This is a genomic window from Clostridium sp. DFI.1.208, from assembly GCF_024463855.1.
Classification (GTDB): Bacteria; Bacillota_I; Bacilli_A; order Erysipelotrichales; family Erysipelotrichaceae; genus Clostridium_AQ.
The window spans coordinates 1-19,350 of sequence record NZ_JANGCA010000020.1; the positions used below are offsets into that span (position 1 = coordinate 1).

22 protein-coding genes and 1 other annotated feature are annotated in these 19,350 nt (G+C 45.3%); of the genes, 3 read left to right on the forward strand and 19 right to left on the reverse strand.

The window, feature by feature from the left end:
• Positions 1-168 precede the first annotated feature (168 nt).
• The 3 genes from NE665_RS11670 to NE665_RS11680 are packed head-to-tail and all read right to left on the reverse strand — an operon-like array spanning position 169 to position 2,350.
• Positions 169-951, reverse strand: a complete 783-nt coding sequence (locus tag NE665_RS11670) for a transporter substrate-binding domain-containing protein (protein WP_117444108.1) — start codon at positions 949-951, stop codon at positions 169-171.
• A 24-nt stretch (positions 952-975) separates the two neighbouring features.
• Positions 976-1,701, reverse strand: coding sequence for an amino acid ABC transporter ATP-binding protein (locus NE665_RS11675; protein WP_117444109.1), 726 nt, complete (start codon positions 1,699-1,701; stop codon positions 976-978).
• A complete protein-coding gene (locus tag NE665_RS11680; protein WP_117444110.1) occupies positions 1,694-2,350 on the reverse strand; it encodes an amino acid ABC transporter permease in 657 nt (218 codons plus the stop codon). Before NE665_RS11680 ends, NE665_RS11675 begins: the two co-directional genes overlap by 8 nt.
• A gap of 45 nt (positions 2,351-2,395) precedes the next feature.
• Positions 2,396-2,616 (reverse strand) — a binding site (T-box leader).
• 186 nt (positions 2,617-2,802) lie between these two features.
• Between NE665_RS11680 and NE665_RS11685 the strand changes: the two genes are divergently transcribed.
• On the forward strand, positions 2,803-3,312 hold the full coding sequence (locus tag NE665_RS11685; RefSeq protein WP_002610548.1) for a peptidoglycan-binding protein: 510 nt from the start codon (positions 2,803-2,805) through the stop codon (positions 3,310-3,312).
• Between the two features lie 140 nt (positions 3,313-3,452).
• On the opposite strand, the gene NE665_RS11690 is transcribed toward NE665_RS11685, so the two are convergent.
• The 13 genes from NE665_RS11690 to NE665_RS11750 all read right to left on the reverse strand — a co-directional run bounded on the left by NE665_RS11690 (position 3,453) and on the right by NE665_RS11750 (position 14,716).
• The gene (locus tag NE665_RS11690; RefSeq protein ID WP_117444111.1) at positions 3,453-4,070 is read right to left on the reverse strand and encodes a hypothetical protein; all 618 of its coding nucleotides are present in this window, start codon (positions 4,068-4,070) and stop codon (positions 3,453-3,455) included.
• 87 nt (positions 4,071-4,157) lie between these two features.
• A complete protein-coding gene (locus NE665_RS11695; RefSeq protein ID WP_117444112.1) occupies positions 4,158-5,012 on the reverse strand; it encodes a PRD domain-containing protein in 855 nt (284 codons plus the stop codon).
• Between the two features lie 30 nt (positions 5,013-5,042).
• The gene (locus NE665_RS11700) at positions 5,043-6,668 is read right to left on the reverse strand and encodes a PTS transporter subunit EIIC (protein ID WP_117444113.1); all 1,626 of its coding nucleotides are present in this window, start codon (positions 6,666-6,668) and stop codon (positions 5,043-5,045) included.
• Between the two features lie 221 nt (positions 6,669-6,889).
• Complete coding sequence (locus NE665_RS11705; protein WP_117444115.1) at positions 6,890-7,285, reverse strand: DUF956 family protein; 396 nt, start codon at positions 7,283-7,285, stop codon at positions 6,890-6,892.
• Positions 7,286-7,336: 51 nt separating this feature from the next.
• A complete protein-coding gene (locus tag NE665_RS11710) occupies positions 7,337-8,251 on the reverse strand; it encodes a PTS system mannose/fructose/sorbose family transporter subunit IID (protein ID WP_009587571.1) in 915 nt (304 codons plus the stop codon).
• A 20-nt stretch (positions 8,252-8,271) separates the two neighbouring features.
• A complete protein-coding gene (locus NE665_RS11715; protein WP_318250631.1) occupies positions 8,272-9,096 on the reverse strand; it encodes a PTS mannose/fructose/sorbose transporter subunit IIC in 825 nt (274 codons plus the stop codon).
• 13 nt (positions 9,097-9,109) lie between these two features.
• Positions 9,110-10,090, reverse strand: a complete 981-nt coding sequence (locus NE665_RS11720) for a mannose/fructose/sorbose PTS transporter subunit IIA (RefSeq protein ID WP_008817516.1) — start codon at positions 10,088-10,090, stop codon at positions 9,110-9,112.
• A 592-nt stretch (positions 10,091-10,682) separates the two neighbouring features.
• Positions 10,683-10,853: a FeoB-associated Cys-rich membrane protein gene (locus tag NE665_RS11725; protein WP_009270983.1), complete on the reverse strand. Its 171-nt coding sequence runs from the start codon at positions 10,851-10,853 to the stop codon at positions 10,683-10,685.
• 27 nt (positions 10,854-10,880) lie between these two features.
• Positions 10,881-13,028 carry a ferrous iron transport protein B gene (feoB, locus tag NE665_RS11730; RefSeq protein ID WP_117444117.1) on the reverse strand — a complete coding sequence of 716 codons (2,148 nt, stop codon included), beginning with the start codon at positions 13,026-13,028 and terminating at the stop codon, positions 10,881-10,883.
• A 53-nt stretch (positions 13,029-13,081) separates the two neighbouring features.
• Positions 13,082-13,300 (reverse strand): ferrous iron transport protein A, encoded by a 219-nt coding sequence (locus NE665_RS11735; protein ID WP_044903390.1) that lies wholly within the window; start codon positions 13,298-13,300, stop codon positions 13,082-13,084.
• Between the two features lie 13 nt (positions 13,301-13,313).
• The gene (locus NE665_RS11740; protein WP_002610528.1) at positions 13,314-13,526 is read right to left on the reverse strand and encodes a FeoA family protein; all 213 of its coding nucleotides are present in this window, start codon (positions 13,524-13,526) and stop codon (positions 13,314-13,316) included.
• 205 nt (positions 13,527-13,731) lie between these two features.
• Complete coding sequence (locus NE665_RS11745; protein WP_117444118.1) at positions 13,732-14,151, reverse strand: flavodoxin; 420 nt, start codon at positions 14,149-14,151, stop codon at positions 13,732-13,734.
• A gap of 16 nt (positions 14,152-14,167) precedes the next feature.
• Positions 14,168-14,716 (reverse strand): DUF3793 family protein, encoded by a 549-nt coding sequence (locus tag NE665_RS11750; RefSeq protein ID WP_117444119.1) that lies wholly within the window; start codon positions 14,714-14,716, stop codon positions 14,168-14,170.
• Positions 14,717-15,865: 1,149 nt separating this feature from the next.
• Between NE665_RS11750 and NE665_RS11755 the strand changes: the two genes are divergently transcribed.
• Together NE665_RS11755 and NE665_RS11760 are read left to right on the forward strand one after the other, a co-directional pair.
• The gene (locus NE665_RS11755) at positions 15,866-16,207 is read left to right on the forward strand and encodes a heavy metal-associated domain-containing protein (RefSeq protein WP_117444136.1); all 342 of its coding nucleotides are present in this window, start codon (positions 15,866-15,868) and stop codon (positions 16,205-16,207) included.
• Positions 16,200-16,574, forward strand: a complete 375-nt coding sequence (locus NE665_RS11760) for a winged helix-turn-helix transcriptional regulator (RefSeq protein ID WP_233104657.1) — start codon at positions 16,200-16,202, stop codon at positions 16,572-16,574. Before NE665_RS11755 ends, NE665_RS11760 begins: the two co-directional genes overlap by 8 nt.
• 72 nt (positions 16,575-16,646) lie before the next feature.
• Here the strand turns inward: NE665_RS11760 and NE665_RS11765 are convergent, their stop codons facing one another.
• The 3 genes from NE665_RS11765 to NE665_RS11775 all read right to left on the reverse strand — a co-directional run bounded on the left by NE665_RS11765 (position 16,647) and on the right by NE665_RS11775 (position 19,344).
• Positions 16,647-16,826: a rubredoxin-like domain-containing protein gene (locus NE665_RS11765; protein ID WP_117444122.1), complete on the reverse strand. Its 180-nt coding sequence runs from the start codon at positions 16,824-16,826 to the stop codon at positions 16,647-16,649.
• 71 nt (positions 16,827-16,897) lie between these two features.
• Positions 16,898-18,184 (reverse strand): O-acetylhomoserine aminocarboxypropyltransferase/cysteine synthase family protein, encoded by a 1,287-nt coding sequence (locus NE665_RS11770; RefSeq protein WP_117444123.1) that lies wholly within the window; start codon positions 18,182-18,184, stop codon positions 16,898-16,900.
• Between the two features lie 341 nt (positions 18,185-18,525).
• Positions 18,526-19,344, reverse strand: coding sequence for an LPXTG cell wall anchor domain-containing protein (locus tag NE665_RS11775; RefSeq protein ID WP_117444124.1), 819 nt, complete (start codon positions 19,342-19,344; stop codon positions 18,526-18,528).
• Positions 19,345-19,350 lie beyond the last annotated feature (6 nt).

Sequence of the window (19,350 nt, forward strand, 5' to 3'; positions counted from 1 at the left end):
ATATCATTTTTGGCATAATAAATGGCAGAAACGTCGACTATTTTTGGGTTTATGAAGTACGTTTCTGCCACAGATATTCTATCAGATTTTAAAAAGACTGTCGACAGTCACTTTGTCAACAGTCTGAAATGCAGACGATTCTACTTTCGTCTGCATTTTTATATTTTTTTATTTACCAAAATATTTCTTTACCAGCTCATCCATCTTTCCGTTTTCCTTCATCGTTTTGATGGCTTTGTTGAATTCATCCTTCAATTTGTTGTCCTTCTGGAAAATCATTGCATTCCCCGCAAGCTCAGCACCAGCTTCAAATTTGTAATAGCTCAAATCATCGTTATCTGCCGCAAGCTCCTCTGCTACTGCTTTTTCAACGACCATCGCATCAATGACACCCTTTTTCATTTCCAAAACCATATCAGAATAAGCCTTTCTCTTGTCCAGCTTCAGCTTATATTCATCCTGCAGAGAATTCAGAATGGATTCCTGAATGGTACCCATCTGCGTACCGATTTTCTTTCCCTTAATATCCTCTGTTTTTTTCATACCGCTGCTCTTCATTGTCAGCACATAGTTCTGTGCGTCCTCTCCTGCATAGTATACATCAGAGAAATCCACCTGCTTTGCACGTTCCTCGGTATATGTGATTCCCGCAATACCGATATCCGCTTTCCCCTGCTTTACAGAAGGTACAATACCGTCAAAGTCGACATCCTCCCATTTTACGGTATAGCCTGCAAGCTTAGCAGCCTCATTCATAACGTCGATATCAAACCCGTACAGATTTCCTTTTTCATCCACCATTTCATATGGCTTATAGCCGGAATTCGTATATACGGTCAGCTCCTTCTTCGCCGTATCGCTTCCCTCTCCTGCTCCATCATCCTTGCTGCCGCAGCCCGCAAGTCCAGCCATCATAACAACAGCCAGTAACCCAGTCAGTAACTTTTTCATGTTCTATTTCCTCTCTTTCCTTTTCTATATCATTTTTGACAGAAATTCCTTTGCCCTTGCCGTTTTCGGCTCTTCAAAGAATTCCACTGCCTTACTGCATTCCTCGATATTTCCCTGATCCATATAGATGACATAATCCGCAACCTTTTTGGCAAAGTTCATCTCATGTGTAACAACGATCATCGTAATACCGGTATGGTTCAAATCCTGAAGAACCTTCAGCACCTCACCGGTCATTTCCGGGTCCAGCGCGCTGGTCGGCTCATCGAACAACAGAACCTCCGGCTCCATAGCCAATGCTCTGGCAATCGCACATCGCTGTTTTTCACCACCGGACAGCTGATGCGGATAAGCGTCGGCACGATGTCGTAAGCCAACCTTATCCAAAAGGGAGAGCCCCTTCGCACTTGCTTCCTCCGCATTCATCTTTTTTACCTTGCGAAGTGCATACGTAACGTTGTCAATGGCTTTCATGTGATCAAACAAATTGAAATTCTGGAAAACCATCCCGATTTTTTCACGGACACGTGCCAAATCTGTTTTCGGATCATTGATTTTTGTTTCATTGTAAAATATATCCCCGCTGGTCGGTATCTCCAGCATATTCAGACAGCGAATAAAGGTTGACTTACCTCCGCCGCTACTACCAATAATCGCATAGGTTTTTCCATCCTCGAAGGTGAAATTGACATCGAAGAGAACCTTTACACTGTCACCGTAATTCTTATATAAATGCTCTACCCTAATCATATTTCAGCTTCCTTTCTATTGTCTTACCGATAAGAGACAATACCTTATTCATAATATAATACACAAGGAACACAATCAGCAGCGGTTCAAAATCCGCATAGGTCTGATTCTTAACCGCATAGAACCAGTACATCATATCATGCAGACCAATCACAGATACGATGGAGGTTTCCTTGGTCAGTGTGATAAATTCATTGATAACCGCCGGCAGTACATTACGAAACGCCTGAGGGATAATAATATCTTTCCCAATATCTTTACCGGATACTCCCAATGCCTTCGCTGCCTCAATCTGCCCCTTATCAATACCATCAATACCGGCACGCATAATTTCTGACATATAGGCACCGGAATTCAGGGAGAATACCAGAATTCCCGCAACCCAGTTGTTAATATTAAGCCCCGGGACAAGGCTGGGAATACCGAAATAGATGAAAAACATCTGCACATATACCGGTGTTCCACGAAACAGATCGATATATGCCGCAATGATTGCGTTAAACACCTTGTTCACCCTTCTCAGAAATACAGTCGCCAGACCAATCAGCGTTCCGAAGAATGCGGAAGCCAGCGACAATCCGAGAATAACCGGCACACCACTTAACAGCAGCTGCCAGAACCTTTCGATTACTGTAATATCAAAATTCATAAAATCTCCTTCCTCTCTATAAAAATAAAATCGCCCTTCAAAAAATCAAAGGACGATTGCTCGCGGTACCACCTTAGTTCCGTCCGTTTCTATAACGGACGACGCTTACGCCTGTAACGTCAGGTAACACGGAATTGCCTCCTGCCACAGCGCTCGACAATTCAACTCCCAGACACGTTCCATCCTGTTTTACTCTCCCGCTTTCACCAGTATGCAGGCTCTCTTTGCAGCATTTCAGATGTACTACTTCTGTTCTCAGTTGTTAATATAACACTATTATACACGGATGCAAAAAGAATGCAACACTTTTCTGTAAATTTTTTGAAAAAAATTTCATCTTTTAGTTTCAGGGCATTTTCATTAAAATTTATGTTGTGAAAAGATCGGGAGATGGGCTAGTATATAGGGCGTTTCCCCGTTTTCCCATATACTGTAGGGAAAGGAGATGTTACATGATGATTTCAACAGCCGCATTAAAACCGGGAAGCATCGGGATTGGTGTAAACAAACAGCAGGCATATTTGAATATGATGCAGGAAAAGGGGTTCATCAATACCCGTAATCTGCAGGATGGTGTATATGGTACCAGAACGGAGCAGGCCGTACGGGAATGGCAGCGCTATGCAAACCTTCCGATTGATGGTGAAATTGGCAACGATACCTGGGATTCCATTGTAAACAAGCTTCGTGATCTACAGATTGTCACCAATATTCCTGTCGCAAGCAGCTCTTACTATCTCAGCTCTGGTGCGCAGGGAATTTCCGTCTTTAAAATGCAGGAATATCTGAATGAGATTGCCGCTGTCAATAAATGCTTGCGTCCGATACCGGTAGACGGCATGTATGGTCCAAGAACAACCACCATGGTGCAGCAATTCCAGTATTTATATGACTTAAACATCGACGGTGTCATTGGAAAGGCAACCTGGGATGCCATTGTTAACGAGCGCAATAAGCTGTAGGATGAAATTCACAAAACGATAACGGGAGGATTGTCTTTCCTGCCGTTTTCTACATAGAATATACGGACGACCCGCCAGGATTGCGATCTGCTTGACCGATAAAAAAAGCACAGCAGAGACAATCTGTGCTGCACTTCTGATTATGAAAAACGGATAGGGCGGTCAAATTCCAGAACCTCCGGTTCAACATATTTTTCTATTGCATTCAGCTGGTTTTTCTGAAAGATATCCGGCATTCTTCGCTTCTGCAGCAGATAGGTCAGCATGCCCAGCATAATTGTCTCCAACGCCGCGATGATGAAATAAATTTTGAGGAACAGCGTTAAAACGAGAAAGACAGCCAGAAATAATATACCTACGATCATAAGCAAACGACGGTTGATGCCCTTGTAGGTATCCTTGAGAAACGCTGTGTACCGCTCAATAAATACATTCATTGCATCACTGCATACATATCCCTGTATATCCAAAAAGCGGGGACGTTTTTTTCTGGGATTGTGCATACATTCCTGTATTGCATGCATTCGCATGGCACAATAGCGTGCCGCATTTTTATTTCCCTGCTCCTCATAGCAAAGTCCCTTCATATACATGAGCTTCATATACGAAGCATCATCCAGCTCCTCCTTAGGATGCGTCAATAAATTATGCAGCGCTTCCTGCACATCAGTATTGGCGTGATTGTGCAGCGTGGAAAAGCGTTCCCATAGTGCATTCAGCCTTGCATCAAAATCTGTTTCACTCATCATCTCATCCATACCCTTTGCTCCTTTTATTGCCATTATTATATCATATCTGCAAAGCAATCGCCCGCAAACTTAAAAGAAACGCCCAGCCTACATATGCTATGTAGCAAAGCGTTCCTCCAGCTTTTTCATTTCACTGGTACGAACCCGCTCGATGTGCAGGGCAAGATATCCGATTTCTGTTTCCGGAATATCCTTATGATAGACCTTGCGCAGCTCCTCACAGATTTTCTGTGCCGTTTTATAGGCATAGGGAAACTGCTTTGATACATAATCACCGACATCCATCTGCAGCTCCTCATCCGACTGCAGCCGCAGCATCAGAAACTTCATATGATTCATCAAACGAGTATAGGACATGGAATTGGTATCGATTGAAATTCCATAATCCCGCTCCACCTCTTCGATACTGTCGCGTATGATGACCGCTGTCTGCATCGCCTCTGAAACCTTGTCTTCCCCTCTTGCGGAATGCACGTGCAGCGTAATATAGCCAATTTCTCCTTCATTGATCGTATAGCCACACATTTCCTCGATGATTGCCTTCCCCTGCAAGGCGACTTCATATTCCTCCCGGTAAAGCAGAGCGATTTCACTGGCGAAGGGATTGGAAATATCCATATTCGCCTTCATACGCTCAATGGAAAAAGCGATATGATCTGCCAGCGGCAGCAAGATGTTTTTATCAACCTCGTGAAATTTAGCCTGCGCAAGCTGCAAAATTCTGCCTGCGACCTCAATAAAGATTGGGTTGACCTCCTGTATGATTTCCATAGCATCCCCATGATCATTTGTTTCCGTGAACCGATACAGCTCCACTCCCGCACCGGGGGTGATGGAATCTCCGTTTTTCTTTCCGAAGCCGATCCCCTTCCCCAGAAATATCATAGATACACCGGATGCATCCTGTACCAGTACACTGTTGTTGTTTAATGTTTTTACAACGGTATACATAAATGTCCCCCTTTCCTAAATCTTTGTTTCCTAATACGTTTCTTCCTTACCAGCCAGACGTAACAGATAATCCTCTAAATCCGATTTTATAATCGTCACACGGGGACCATAAATAATCTGTAAACCGCGGCTTTTCTTATAGATACCGGCAGCTCCGCTTGCCTGCAGCAGTATATCATCCATCTGCATTGGATCCTTCATCGTCACATGAAGTCTTGTCGCACAGCAGTCCAGACTTATAATATTGTCCTTTCCGCCAAGTCCTGCACAGATCAAAGAGGACAAAGCATCCGCATCATTTTCTTTCTTTTCTGAATGCTGTCCCTCATCCGCTTTCTCCACCACAGCAAGCCTCTCGCTGACATTTATTTCCTGTGATTCGCTTTCCCTACCCGGTGTCTTGAAATCAAGCCGTTTGATCAGGAAGGTGAACAGCACATAATAAATCATAAAGTAGAAAACGCCGACGACTACAATCATCATCCAGTTGGTCTTTGCATTTCCCTGAAGAATTCCAAACAAAAACAGATCGATCAACCCTCCGGAAAAGGTTAAGCCAACACCGACCTGCAGCATATGCATGAGCATAAATGCACAGCCTGCCAGTACACAGTGTATGCCATAAAGCAGCGGTGCCGCAAACAGAAAGGTATACTCCAACGGCTCGGTGATTCCGGTCAGCATACTGGTAAGCGCAGCGGAAATCAGCAATCCTCCGGCAATTTTTTGTTTGTCAGGCGGCGCACAGCGATACATGGCAAGGGCAGCTGCGGGAAGGCCGAAAATCATCAGCGGAAATTTACCAGACATGAAGCGCGTTGCCTCTACACTGAAGTGTACGGTATTGGGGTCCGCCAGCTGGGCAAAGAAGATATTTTGTGCTCCCTGCACACTGACTCCCGCAATTTCCATCGTACCGCCAACTGCCGTTTGCCAGAACGGAAGATAAAAGACATGATGTAGCCCGAAGGGAATCAGTGCGCGCTCGATCACCCCGTAAAGAAAGGTTCCATAATACCCGGAGCGTTGCACGATATCCCCGAGCATATAAATCCCCTCCTGTAAAATCGGCCAGATATAGAACATCAGAATGCCGACCAGCAGATAGACGATGGAACAGATGATGGGCACAAAGCGCGTTCCTCCGAAGAAGCTCAAAATACGCGGCAGCTGAATTTTGTAGAAATGATTATGCAGCGCAGCTGTACCAAGACCTACAATGACACCGCCAAACATCCCCATCTGTAAAGAGGTGATACCGGTCACCGACGTTACAGAGCCATCCGGAAGCGTTGCCGCGATATCCGTAAGCTCCAGCATGGTAGCGATGGAGGTATGCATGATGAAGAAGCTGATTGCGGATGCAAGAACTGCGACCTCTTTTTCCTTCTTCGCCATACCAAGTGCCACCCCCATAGCGAAAATCAGAGGCAGATTCGTAAATACGATATTACCGGCATTGCTCATCACCTTGAATATCATATAGAAGAAGGTTCCTTCACCCAAAAGCCATTGCAATCCATAAGCAGCGATCATGTTGGGATTGCTGAGTGATTCCCCGATTCCCAGCAGCAGACCTGCAACCGGAAGTATGGCAATCGGCAGCATAAAGCTTCTTCCCACCCGCTGCAGAACATTGAGCATGCGATCTTTCATATATGTTCTGTATGAGTCGCCCGTACAGCGAATTCATACACTCCTTTCTCCTTACAACTAAACCATATATAATATGGTACCAATTTTGGAAGATATTGTAAAGGAAAAAACAACATTCGATTTCCATATTGTGCCTGTATTTCTTTACTATTCACATGCACCCATATGCTGAAAAAGGGAGTCAACATTTCTGTTGAAACCCTCTTTGTAAGCACGCTGTATCAACAGGATGCCGGATCCTCTTTTTTTCTGTGGATGATGCGTTTGATACTTCGTTTGATAACATCAAGGAAGCTCAGGGAACGCACCATCCGCTCTCCATCTATATAATTTGCGACCGCACGCAGCAGGACTTTGTTGTCGCGGGAGGAGAAGGAGAATGTACCGCTGCTTTTTGTCATGATTGCAAAACGCGAAATCTTTCTGCCTTTGAACAATACAGAAGCAACGATGGTATCCACCTCGTCCCAGGGAATCTGAATATAATCCTTAACGTTGCGATCATTATAAAACTCGAAGGCCCGATCCCCTACCATGATCTTTCCATAGGCTGATAATCCCATATAGGAAATACCCTTGACTGTATAATCCACCGTTGTGTTTCTTGACTGTACCATATCTGATTTCCTCCTCTGCTGCGAAGCAATGCAACCTTTTTTTTACGGCTTCTACATCACGCCGCCAAGACGTGCCAGAATACCTACGATGAATAAAGCTATGATAATGATGATCGGTGATACCTTTTTCTTTAACAGCCAGCAGCACAATAGCGTCAGCAGCAATGCGGCCAGTCCCGGAATCAGCTGATCCAGATTCTGCTGCAGGGTTGTCACCTTTTCCACATTTAAGCCGGTGCTTCCCAGTGCATCGTACTGCGTGATAGCCTCACGTACACCGTCAATACCGCTGGATAGATTATTCCAGTCAATGAACGCTCCCTTTGACTGTGTAACCGTAGATACAACCGGTGTAAAGGAAATGCTTACCCAGCGCTGTACAAGGGATCCGATGATAAACATACCCAGAATGGATGCTCCGCTTGTTATTTTGCCAAGCAGACCACCGGAAAGATCCTTTACAATAGAGGTTCCCACCTTATAGCCGAACTCCTGTGTATACCAGATAAAGGCCCAGCGGATCACATTCCATGCCACAAAGAACAGCAGTGGTCCGATGATGTTTCCGGACAATGCCAAGGATGCACCAAGCGCTCCCAGAATCGGACGCAGTGTAAACCAGAATACTGGATCTCCGACACCTGCCAGCGGTCCCATCATGCCGACCTTGACACCCTGTATTGCCGCATCATCCACAGATACACCGTTGGCACGCTCCTCTTCAAGTGCCAGCGTAACACCCATAACCGGTGCAGACACATAAGGATGTGTATTATAGAATTCCATATGACGCTTCAATGCGGCAATCTGGTCATCCTTATTCGGATACAGCTTTTTAATGGCAGGGATGATGGAATAACACCAGCCGCCATTCTGCATACGTTCATAATTCCAGGAACCCTGAAGGAACTGATGACGCCATGCAACTGACAAACGATCTTTTTTCGATAATGTAATTTTCTCCATGTTTTCTTCCTCCTTCAAGATCAATAATCATTCAATATATCGCCAAGCGGATCACCGGTATTACTGCTTCCTCCGCCGTTATTGGAACCACCGTGCTCCTTCAGTCCCAGATAAATCAGTGCAATGACAACACCGATTACACCCAGTGCGATCAGCGTCAGCTGGTTCAGCGCAGCTAACACAAAGCCCAGAGCGAAGAACGGCCAGGTTTCCTTTGTTGCCATCATGTTGATAACCATGGCATACCCTACTGCGGCAACCATGCCTCCACCGACTGCCATACCACCGGACAGCCAGGATGGCATCTGATTCAATACATCGGTAACAACACCCGGAGATACGACGCACAGGGCAGCAGCAGGAATCGCGATACGTACACCCTGCAGCAGGATAGCAAGAACCTGCCATACCTCCATCATGCGAATATTTCCCTTTTCAGCAGCGGCATCCATAAAGTGAACCATCGGAATTGCAATGGTACGACAGATCATCGTTAAAAACAGACCTGCTACGGACAGCGGTACGGCAACAGCAATCGATGTAGAAATCGCGTTATTTACATCGGTTGCTCCACCCTGCAATCCCAATACCATGATGATCGCCGATGCAACAGAAGCCAGTGCAGCATCCGGAGCAATCGCTGCTCCTACGTTTGCCCAGCCCAGTGCCATCATCTGCAGGGAGCCTCCCAAAATGATACCTTCCTTCATATGACCGCTCACGATACCGATCAGTGTACATGCTACCAGTGGCTGATGGAACTGAAATTCATCCAGGACCCCTTCCATACCAGCCAGAAGAGCAACGATAACGATTAGTAAAATTGTAATAATTGACATTATGATCTCCTCCTGTTCCTTAAGCCAGCTCTGCTTTGGCTTTCTTTATAATATCGTCCATGTTTTCTTTGGAATCGTTTGGTACCTTGCGCACATCAAACTGGATTCCCTTTGCTTTCAGCTTTTCAAAGGTTTTGACATCGTCCTTACCAAGAGACAGCACCTTGCTCACTGCAATCTTTCCGACGGAATGTGCCATGGAGCCAATATTCAGCTCCTTCACATCAACACCGCCTTCAATGGCACGAAGCGCATCCTGCGGTGTTTCAAACAGCAGCATCGCTTTTGTATTTCCAAAGCGCGGGTCCTTTGCGACCTGAATCATTTTATCAACCGGAACAACGTTGGCCTTCACACCCGGAGGAGCCGCCTGTTCAATCAGGTTTTTTCGCAGCTCATCCTTAGCCACACCGTCAGACACAACGATGATACGCGTTGGCTTAACGGTTTTTGTCCATGCTGTAGCTACCTGTCCATGCAACAGACGGGAATCAATACGTGCCAGCACATATTTGATATGTCCGTCTCCGATTACGGTTCCCTCAGGAATCGCTCCCTGCGGCGTCACCGGCTCAGCTGCCTGTTTTTCCTGTGCAGGCTCCAATGCCTCCGGAAGTAATCGAACACCTTCCTTTGCTACCCCATATACATGTGCGGCAATCTCCTGTGCTGATTCCATTGACATTCTGGATGCAAATGCTTCAATCAGCATCGGCAGATTCAATCCTGTAACGACAGCCCATGTGTCTTCATGACCGTTGATCAGTCCACTGGTCTGATTGAACGGTGTACCGCCCCAGAGGTCTACCATGAACAGGACCTGCTCAGGATTCTCGAATGTAGTGATTGCTTCTTCCATTTTTGCGCGAATGTCATCCGGTCCTTCACTTGGCTGCAGTGTTACTGCTTTTACATTGGGCTGCGTTCCGAAAATCATTTCCCCGGATTGCAGAATGCCTTTCGCAAAATCACCGTGACTTGCAAGAATAATTCCTACCATTTTTTCTCCTACCTTTCTTTTTTTGAATCCCTCGCAATGCAAAAAAACAGGCATCACTCTTCGATTGGATAGACTCCGCCTTTACTCGGTAATCCATCTTCTCAAATAGTTAATGCCTGTTCTTGATAACAGTAACACACCACGAAGTATTCACTTTTTACGGGTAAATAATATCATTGGTATCGCTTACTGTCAATTCTTTTTTTCATTATTTCTTGTATATAGCCATCAAAGCTGCGCGCTTTAGCACCCAGCTTTCAAGAGAAGCTGCACACACTAGAAGCATATCCTGACACCTGCCTATGCGATGGCCATGTCTTCTTGTACACCATTGCCGTTTTCCAATGATGAGCACCCCGGCAATGGATCCATCACACTGTCCCACTGCTTTCACATACCCTTTTGGCGCATGGCTTTTGGTGCATGCAGGAAAGGATAGCATACTCATACAGGGTACGGTTCTCATGCGGTGACGATGCTATAAAAACAGGGAAATCCAATGCTGTGATATGCAGCAACAGCAGCTCGGATTCCCCTTTTCAATACGATTGAAAGCCGCGAATGCGAAGACAGCAGCGATATGATTTCTATATCATACCTTCTGCTTTTCTCCCTGCTGATAGGCCTCATACAGAGCTTGTCCGCTTTTACAGCCTTTTGAACAGCCGCTGCATCCCCCACTGCAGGATTCCTCTTTGCGAATCGAACGCAGTGCAAGGATGATCAGCAGCAGCAAAAGTAACGAAATGATAATGGTAGCCATCCTTCATCAACCCTCTCTTTCTTGGTGTCAGGCATTGATATTTACTTTTTCAAGCTGCACCTGTTTTTTAGATTCCGGACGGAATAGCAGATACAGCATAACCAGCAGGAAAAGCAGAGCGATGATCGTACCGATACCGAATACGCCGGTTGTAAAGAAGGTTGCGAACTGGAATATCATAAAGGCGATCACATAGGCGAATACACACTGATAAGCGACAGCGAAAATCGTCCATTTCGCATTGTTCATTTCACGCTTGATCGCACCGATTGCAGCAAAGCATGGTGCGCACAGCAGATTGAAAACCAGGAAGGAGTACGCTGCAGCAACCGTGAAGCTTGCTGCCAGCGTTCCCCAGATTTCCGATCCATCCTCTGCCACTTCGGCAAAGCCGTACAGGATACCAAAGGTAGCCACGACATTTTCCTTTGCGACCAGACCGGTAATTGCGGCAACGGATGCCTGCCAGTCTCCCCAGCCCAGCGGTGCAAACAGCGGTGAAATTGCAGAACCCAGATTTGCCAGGAAGCTTTCGTTCAGCTGCGTTTCTTCCAGCATGGTGAAGCTTCCGTTCACGAAGCCGAAGTTGGAAGTAAACCAGATAAAGATCGTAGAGAGCAGGATAATGCTTCCCGCTTTTTTGATAAAGCTTGTGCCGCGCTCCCACATGCTGCGAAGAACATTCAAAGCCTTTGGAACGTGGTAGGCAGGAAGCTCCATGACAAACGGCGAAGGATCCCCTGCAAACATACGTGTTTTCTTCAAAATAATACCGGACATTATGATAGCAGCGATGCCTACAAAATATGCGCTCGGTGCCACCCAGCTTGCTCCGTGGAACAGTGCCCCGGCAATCAGTGCAATAATAGGAAGCTTGGCGCTGCATGGAATGAAGGTCGTTGTCATGATCGTCATACGTCGATCCTTTTCACTTTCAATCGTACGGCTTGCCATAATTCCAGGCACACCGCAGCCGGTCCCGATCAGCATCGGAATGAAGGATTTACCGGATAATCCAAATTTGCGGAAGATACGGTCCATGATAAAGGCAATACGTGCCATATAGCCGCAGTCTTCCAGAATTGCCAGAAACAGGAAGAGCACCAGCATCTGCGGAACAAAGCCGAGAACTGCACCGATACCGGCAATGATACCATCGACAAGCAGAGAAACCAGCCAGCCTGCGGTTCCGATGCCTTCCAGAAAGGAAGTCACGGCAGGAGGAATGACATCTCCAAACAGCACATCATTCGTCCAGTCCGTAACGTACGTACCAACCGTTGTTACGGATACATAGTATACCAGATACATCACCACAGCGAAGATCGGCAGTGCGAGCCAGCGATTGGTAACAACATGATCTATACGATCAGATACACTCATACCACTGTGTTTTTTCACATAGGTTTGCTTCATGAGCTTAGCAATGTATGCATAGCGTTCATTTGTGATAATGCTTTCCGCATCATCGTCATAGCTGTCCTCCAGCTCCTTGCGCAAGGCGTTTACGATGTTGCTGTCTGTACTGTTCAGCGGTGCAGATGTCAAAATTTTCTCATCATTTTCCAGATATTTTACCGCATACCAGAAGCTGCTGGCTCCCTTTGCCTGCACAGCACTCAAATCAGCTATGTTCAGCAGACAATCCTTCAGCAGTCCTTCATAAATATTGGTAAAGGCAGTGTTTTTGCTATTGAGCATACCGACTGCTTTCTGAATCAGTTCATCCAGTCCGCGGTTTTTCAATGCGGATACTTCCACAACCGGGATATTTAACAGATCAGACAGCTTGCCTGTATCGATTTCTGTTTTATTCTGCTGAATCAAATCCATCATATTCAGTGCCGCAACAACCGGAATACCCGTTTCCTGCAGCTGTGTTGTCAGATACAGATTCCTCTCCAGATTTGTTGCGTCGATAATATTGATAATCAAATCCGGCTGTTCTTCCACCAGATAGTTTCTTGCCACCACTTCATCCAGAGAATACGGTGACAGGGAATAGATACCCGGAAGGTCAGTAATCACGATATCTTTGTGACCCTTCAGCTTCCCTTCTTTTTTCTCTACGGTTACACCCGGCCAGTTACCTACATACTGATTACTGAGCGTCAGTGCATTGAACATCGTTGTCTTTCCACAGTTTGGATTTCCAGCCAATGCGATTCTGTACATAATCTCCCTCCTCTGTTAGTTTAACCTAACTCAATCTTCAAAAAAAATACATGTTATTCCACGTCGATTAGTGCCGCATCCGCCTTACGGATACTCAGTTCATAACCGCGCACGGTAAGCTCGATTGGATCTCCCAGCGGAGCAACCTTGCGGATATACACTTCCGTGTTTTTGGTAAGTCCCATGTCCATCAGCTTTTTCTTAACCGGTCCGGTAGAATTTAGTCTGCGGATTGTGACGCTGTTTCCGGGTTTTACTTCCTTTAATGTCATACTCATTTCCCTCCTATTTCACATGAATGCGGTTGGACAGGCTCTTATCCAATGCAATCCGTGTATCCTTTACGTGGATGATGACATTGCCGCTCAGCTCATTCACCACGCTTACGTCAGCACCCTCTACAAAACCAAGTGCCGCCAGATGACTGCGAACCTCATCCTTACCATTCACCTTTGCGATTTGAAAGTTTTTTCCAATCGGTGCAGCTGTCAGTACCATATGTCAACCTCCTTTGTTAGCGAACGCTAACCTTTCACACCAAAATATTAGCACAGGTTAACATGTCTGTCAACCAGTTTTTTCCTTGTATGCCCTTTCAGTTTTCGACTGTCAAGGAATATGCCCGAAGATAAGTGTAAAGAAACGATTTTATCGAAGGCTTTCTAAAACAACGAAATGCAGATCGAATGATCTGCACGCGTTTTTATGCATTGGCGAAGCGTTCTCCCAAGGACTCACAGGCATCCAGGCCGGCAGCATCCGGTGTGTAATTAATAATCAGTCCGTTTTCAAACAGATTGGCTCCGGCTGCTTCCACACGTTCCTCCCAGCTCTGCATCCATTCACCGCTGCCCCATCCGTAGGAGCCAAACAGCGCAACCTTTTTGTTCATCAGATTTCCTTCTGCCTGCATGAAGAAGGGTTCAAATTCTGACTCCTCCAGTACCTCCGCGCCCATAGCAGGACATCCGAAGATAATGTAATCATATGCGGATACATCCGGCTGATCTGCGACATGAACGACATCAGCATGCTTTCCTGCCTTTTCAACGCCCTGTGCAACAGCATTTGCCATAGCCTCTGTATTACCGGTTCCTGACCAGTATGCGATAAGAATATTCATGTAATTCCATCCTTTCCTAAGCTGTTATCAGCTGTTCCAGAGGAATGCCTTCCTGCAGTTTTTCCAGAGTACATTCCATGCTCTGCAGAAAGCGTGCCGTTGTTTTTCTCGCACGGGAGAGATTGTGATAAATCTTCCAGTATCCGATTTCCTGATAATTTTTTCCGTTGTTCTGTATAAACGACACAACATCATCCAGCGGATATCCGAGAAAGACACCGATTTCATGAGGAAAGCATTCCTTGCACATATGTTCCTGCAGATGATAAAGCGCCTGTCTGGTCGTCACAAAGCCGTATCCGAAAGCAGACAGAAACTGCTGTATATCCTCCTGACACAGATGCATATCCAGAAGATCCTTGCGATATACGAGGATCAGCTTGAAATCCGGTGAATGCTTCATAATCTGAAGATAAATCCGTTTTGGATTCAGACAGCGGTTATATGCCAGAACAAGTTCTTCTACATTTCCAACTTCACTATCTCTGCAGCTGAACAGGCAAGAAGGCTTCATACCCTCCAATGTCGGTGCTGCATAGTATGCAATCAGTTCAACAAACGACACAATGTTCCCTCCTTTATGTTAGATTAGTCTAACTATAATCCCAATAAGAAACAGAGGGAGTTCCTCTGCACATTAAGTAATCTTAATCTAACTTATGAAACAAGTATACTGCACCAGACTTCCGTATGTCAATCCCTTTTAAAACTTTTTCCTTTTTTTGGCTGTTTCCTTTTTTAGGTTTTTGCCCTTTTAGGCTTTTGACTTTTTAGGCTTTTGACTTTTTAGAATTTTCACTTTTTATGCCTTTTCCCTTTTAAAACTTTTTGCTTTTTAAGCCTTTTTCTTTTTAACATTCCTTTTATAAGCTTTCCCCTAAAACATATTCCATTTGCCTTAAAAGCCTTTTCATCCGTTCGTATCCCTTAAAATCCCCCATCCTTTCCTTGCTTTGCACTTGATACATATTTTAATTTGTTTCATCCGTTTTCTTTTATAGCTAATGATTCCCTCTGATTCACACATGATAAAGATCTTTTAAAATTTTTTCATTCACTCTCTTTACTCCCCCTATCACCTTTTTTCCCTTCCCAGGCTTTTTTTCATATCAGGGTACTCCCTCATTGACCTCAAGGTGCAAAATCAGCAGCGCAGTGAATTGTCCATTTGCATATATGAACGATTGTTACATTCTTTTCCAAGCAAGCATCCCCTTTTCATCCTTCCCTTCTTATCGGATGATAAGTTCTTTTTTATAAGACACCTGCGTTCATATGCTGGATATGTTAGCGGCGACCCTGCAAGAAATCAACAAAAGGCTTCAGAATGCTATGATCAGACAAAAAGAAATGTAAAAAGGAGAGGCGGGAAGTATTTGTAAAGTGGCTTCAACGAGAGATGTACGATAAGTGAATACAAGAGAAAAAGAAGGATAATGATTTTAGAGATGATGTAAAAAGATTTCGTAAGGATGAAGAAAAGCTTTAATAAAGGTGCGAATGGTGAAAAGGCAAGATGGTGTGAAACGAATTAAAAAGGGGATGAGGATAAGTGGCAAGTATACCAAAAGGCGAATCAGAAAACAGGATACAGCAGTTAACAACAGGTTTTCACATCCCCTTCTGCATACAGCAAGAGCGAATACGTACAGGAAAATGGCATTGACACTTTTTGTTAGCCATGCTAAACTTTACCCAGAAAAGGGGTGAGATGATGGCAACCATCATAATACTTATACTGCTCGTTTTGTATATTGTCTTTGCCTTCCATCGGTCAAGAAACAGAATAAAAAACGGCTGCTGCGGTGGCGGTGGACCTGTATTCAGAGAAAGCGTACAGACGGATCAATATGCAATACATGAGCAGTATCATATACGCGGCATGCATTGTGAAAACTGCGCGGCAAGCATTGAACACAGGCTTAATCATATGCAGGATACAGCTGCCCTTGTAAATCTTCAAAAAGAAGTTGTTGATGTATACAGCAATCATCCGCTCAATAAAGAGGAGCTGTTTCAAGCCATTCAAGCATTGGGGTATGAAGCGTATGAGTGATATCAGCTATAATCGCCGGGTTCGCTATTACATCGCGCTCTACGAGCTGTTTCAGGAGCAGGAATGTCTGCACTGTGTGGATATTGCCAGAAAGCTGTCCATCTCACTGCCGGCAGCCAGCCGTATGCTTCAAAAGCTGATCAGCGAAGGACTGATTGAGAAAAAAAGCTATCAGAGCATTTGTCTTACAGAGGTTGGAAGGGGACTGCTGCAGACAACCTATCACACATATTGCGAGCTGATTTCCTATTTTTCCCGCATACCCAATTTCACCGAGGAGGATCGTCTGGAAAGCTCCCTTCTCTGCCTGGGATCCTTTCCGCTATCCCGTATCGAAAAGCTGGTAAAGAGCGCAGACTGCATATAAACAGAAAAAAGGTGTCAAACACGTATTAGATAAAATAAGTGTTAACACCTTTTTTTGTATGCAGGTCAGGTTTTATTTTTCTTCCTTGACCGTAAAATACTGATCAGTTGCCGCTGTGATTTCCGTTGCCAGATCACGCTGCTGGAAGTTCTCTTTTCCACTGTCGCATAACGGGCACAGATAATCATCTGCTTCCTTTGTGAAATCCTCACCGTCATAGGTGTATCCACAAATACTGCACATCCATGTCATATCATATGTCCTCACTTTCTCTGTGAGTTATTATACACAATAAATGCACATCTGTCATTTCTTTTGCCAGCTTATATAGCTTCGAATCTCTGCCGCAGGTCCTCCAGTATATCGTCAATATGCTCGGTGCCTATGGAAAGACGCACCGTCTGCGGTGTGATTTTGACAGCTGCCAGCTCCTGCGCACTCATCTGTGAGTGGGTTGTGGAGGCCGGATGAATCACGAGGGATTTCACGTCCGCCACATTTGCAAGCAGCGAGAATACGGACAGGGATTCCGTAAAGGTTCTCGCCTGTTCTTCACTTCCCTTTATTTCAAAGGTGAAGATAGAAGCGCCTCCCTGCGGATAATAGAGATCATACAATTCTTTCTCTCTCCCCTGTGCAAGAGAGGGATGATGCACCGCAGCAACCTTCGGCTGCTTCTGCAAAAAGTCAACGACCTTAACTGCATTTTCAACGTGGCGTTCCACACGCAGAGATAATGTTTCCAGCCCCTGCAGCAGAAGAAACGAATTGAACGGGGACAGACATGCTCCCTGATCACGCATCAATGTAGTGCGAATTTTCATGATATAGGCGATGTTCCCCACGGCTTGCGTAAAGACAATGCCGTGATAGGAAGGATTTGGTTTTGACAGTCCCGGGAATTTATCGTTCTGTGTCCAATCAAAGCGTCCTCCGTCCACAATGACTCCGCCCATAACCGTTCCATGCCCGCCGATGAACTTGGTTGCGGAATGAACAACGATATCTGCTCCGTGCTCCAGCGGACGGAATAGAAACGGTGTGGCAAATGTGTTATCAACAATCACCGGAATACCATGGCGATGGGCGATTTCGGATACCGCCTCCAGATCAATGATATCCGCATTCGGATTTCCAAGAGATTCCAGATATACAGCCTTCGTATTATCCTGAATGGCTGCTTCAAAATTCTTCGGATCACTGCCGTCCACAAATGAAGTTGTGATGCCGCTGTCTGTCAGTGTGTTAGCGAACAGATTATAGGTCCCTCCATAGACCGTAGAGGAGGAAACGATATGATCACCACAGGTCACAATATTGCGAATCGCATAATCGATCGCCGCTGATCCAGATGCTGTAGCCAGTGCCGCAGCTCCATGCTCCAATGCGGCCATACGCTGCTCAAACACATCCGAAGTCGGATTCATCAGACGGCTGTAGATATTGCCCCCCTCGCTTAAGGCGAAACGCTGCGCTGCCTGCTTGGAATCCTTGAATACATAGGATGTTGTCGCATAGATCGGTACTGCTCTTGCATCGGTTGCACTATCCGGTTCTTCCTGTCCGGCATGCAGCTGCAGGGTTTCAAATTTATATGCTTTCTCTTTCATATGGGTTCCTCTCTTCCAAAACCTAGTGTTTTAGTAGGTTTATTGAAATTATACGGGGTGAATGCATGGATGTCAATATATTTTCACAGTTTTGTGAAAATAACATCATCTATAATGAAAATAATTTCACACAGGCGTATTGTCTTCCTATATAGCCCCTGCATGACATGCAAGTATTGTTTCTTCGACAGTACTTATACAACATATCGCATGGATAGCCTGCAATATCGCTCCTTCGCTACTTGCCCCTAGGAATCGCATAGGATACAACATATCGCGCACTGCAACACATATAAAAAGAGTCAGGGAAACCAAATTGAATTCCTTGACTCTATCCTTCTTTACTTAATTTGCAGTTCTTTTTTCTTTTTCAAAATCAAGAGGATACCGCCTGCCACAAGAGCACCAAGCATGCCTAACGCGTATATCTGCGCCTGTGTTTTATCACCTGTATCAACACCCTTTTCCGCTTTGTCTGCACTTCCCTTTTTCTGAGGTTCTTCAAATGTATCCGTCTTTGCAGAATCAAGAGGTGCGTTCTGTTGTGGGCTATCAGGTTTACCGGCATCCGGTATTTCCGGTTTTCCTTCCGACGTGCTTTCTTTGTCATCCTCCTGCGGTTTATTTGTATCCGGAATTTCCGAAGGCCCATTGTTATCGCCTGAACCTACTTTTTCTATCGTAACCGGTGCGATTGCATCCATACCGGATACTTCATTTACCGCATATACATCGTTTACAGTTTTCAGACTGTCTTCGATTACGCTAACTTCCGCCTTCGTTCCAGCGGCAAGATGCAATTCCACCGTTCCAAGATGCAATTCATCCTGTGCATACAGATGCTCATCACCGGAAAGATAAATTGTCAGCCTCCCGGTATTCTCCTGATAGCGCCATTCCTGTACGCCGCTTTTGATATTCTGGTGAAACTTGAATTGTACATGTTCTTTCCGTACCTTCCCCTGCGTCGCCTTGATCTGAAAGCTCAGTTGCAAGGAACGTATCGTATCCTTGGTATCGAATGGAATCAAAACCGCCTCTACCTGATTCTCATTCCCCGTAAGGATGATGCTTTCAACAGTATCTGCCTGAATGGTGATAGGACCTGCCAATAGACAAATCAGTAACAGGGATACTCCTCGCTGTAGCCATGTTTTCATCAGCCT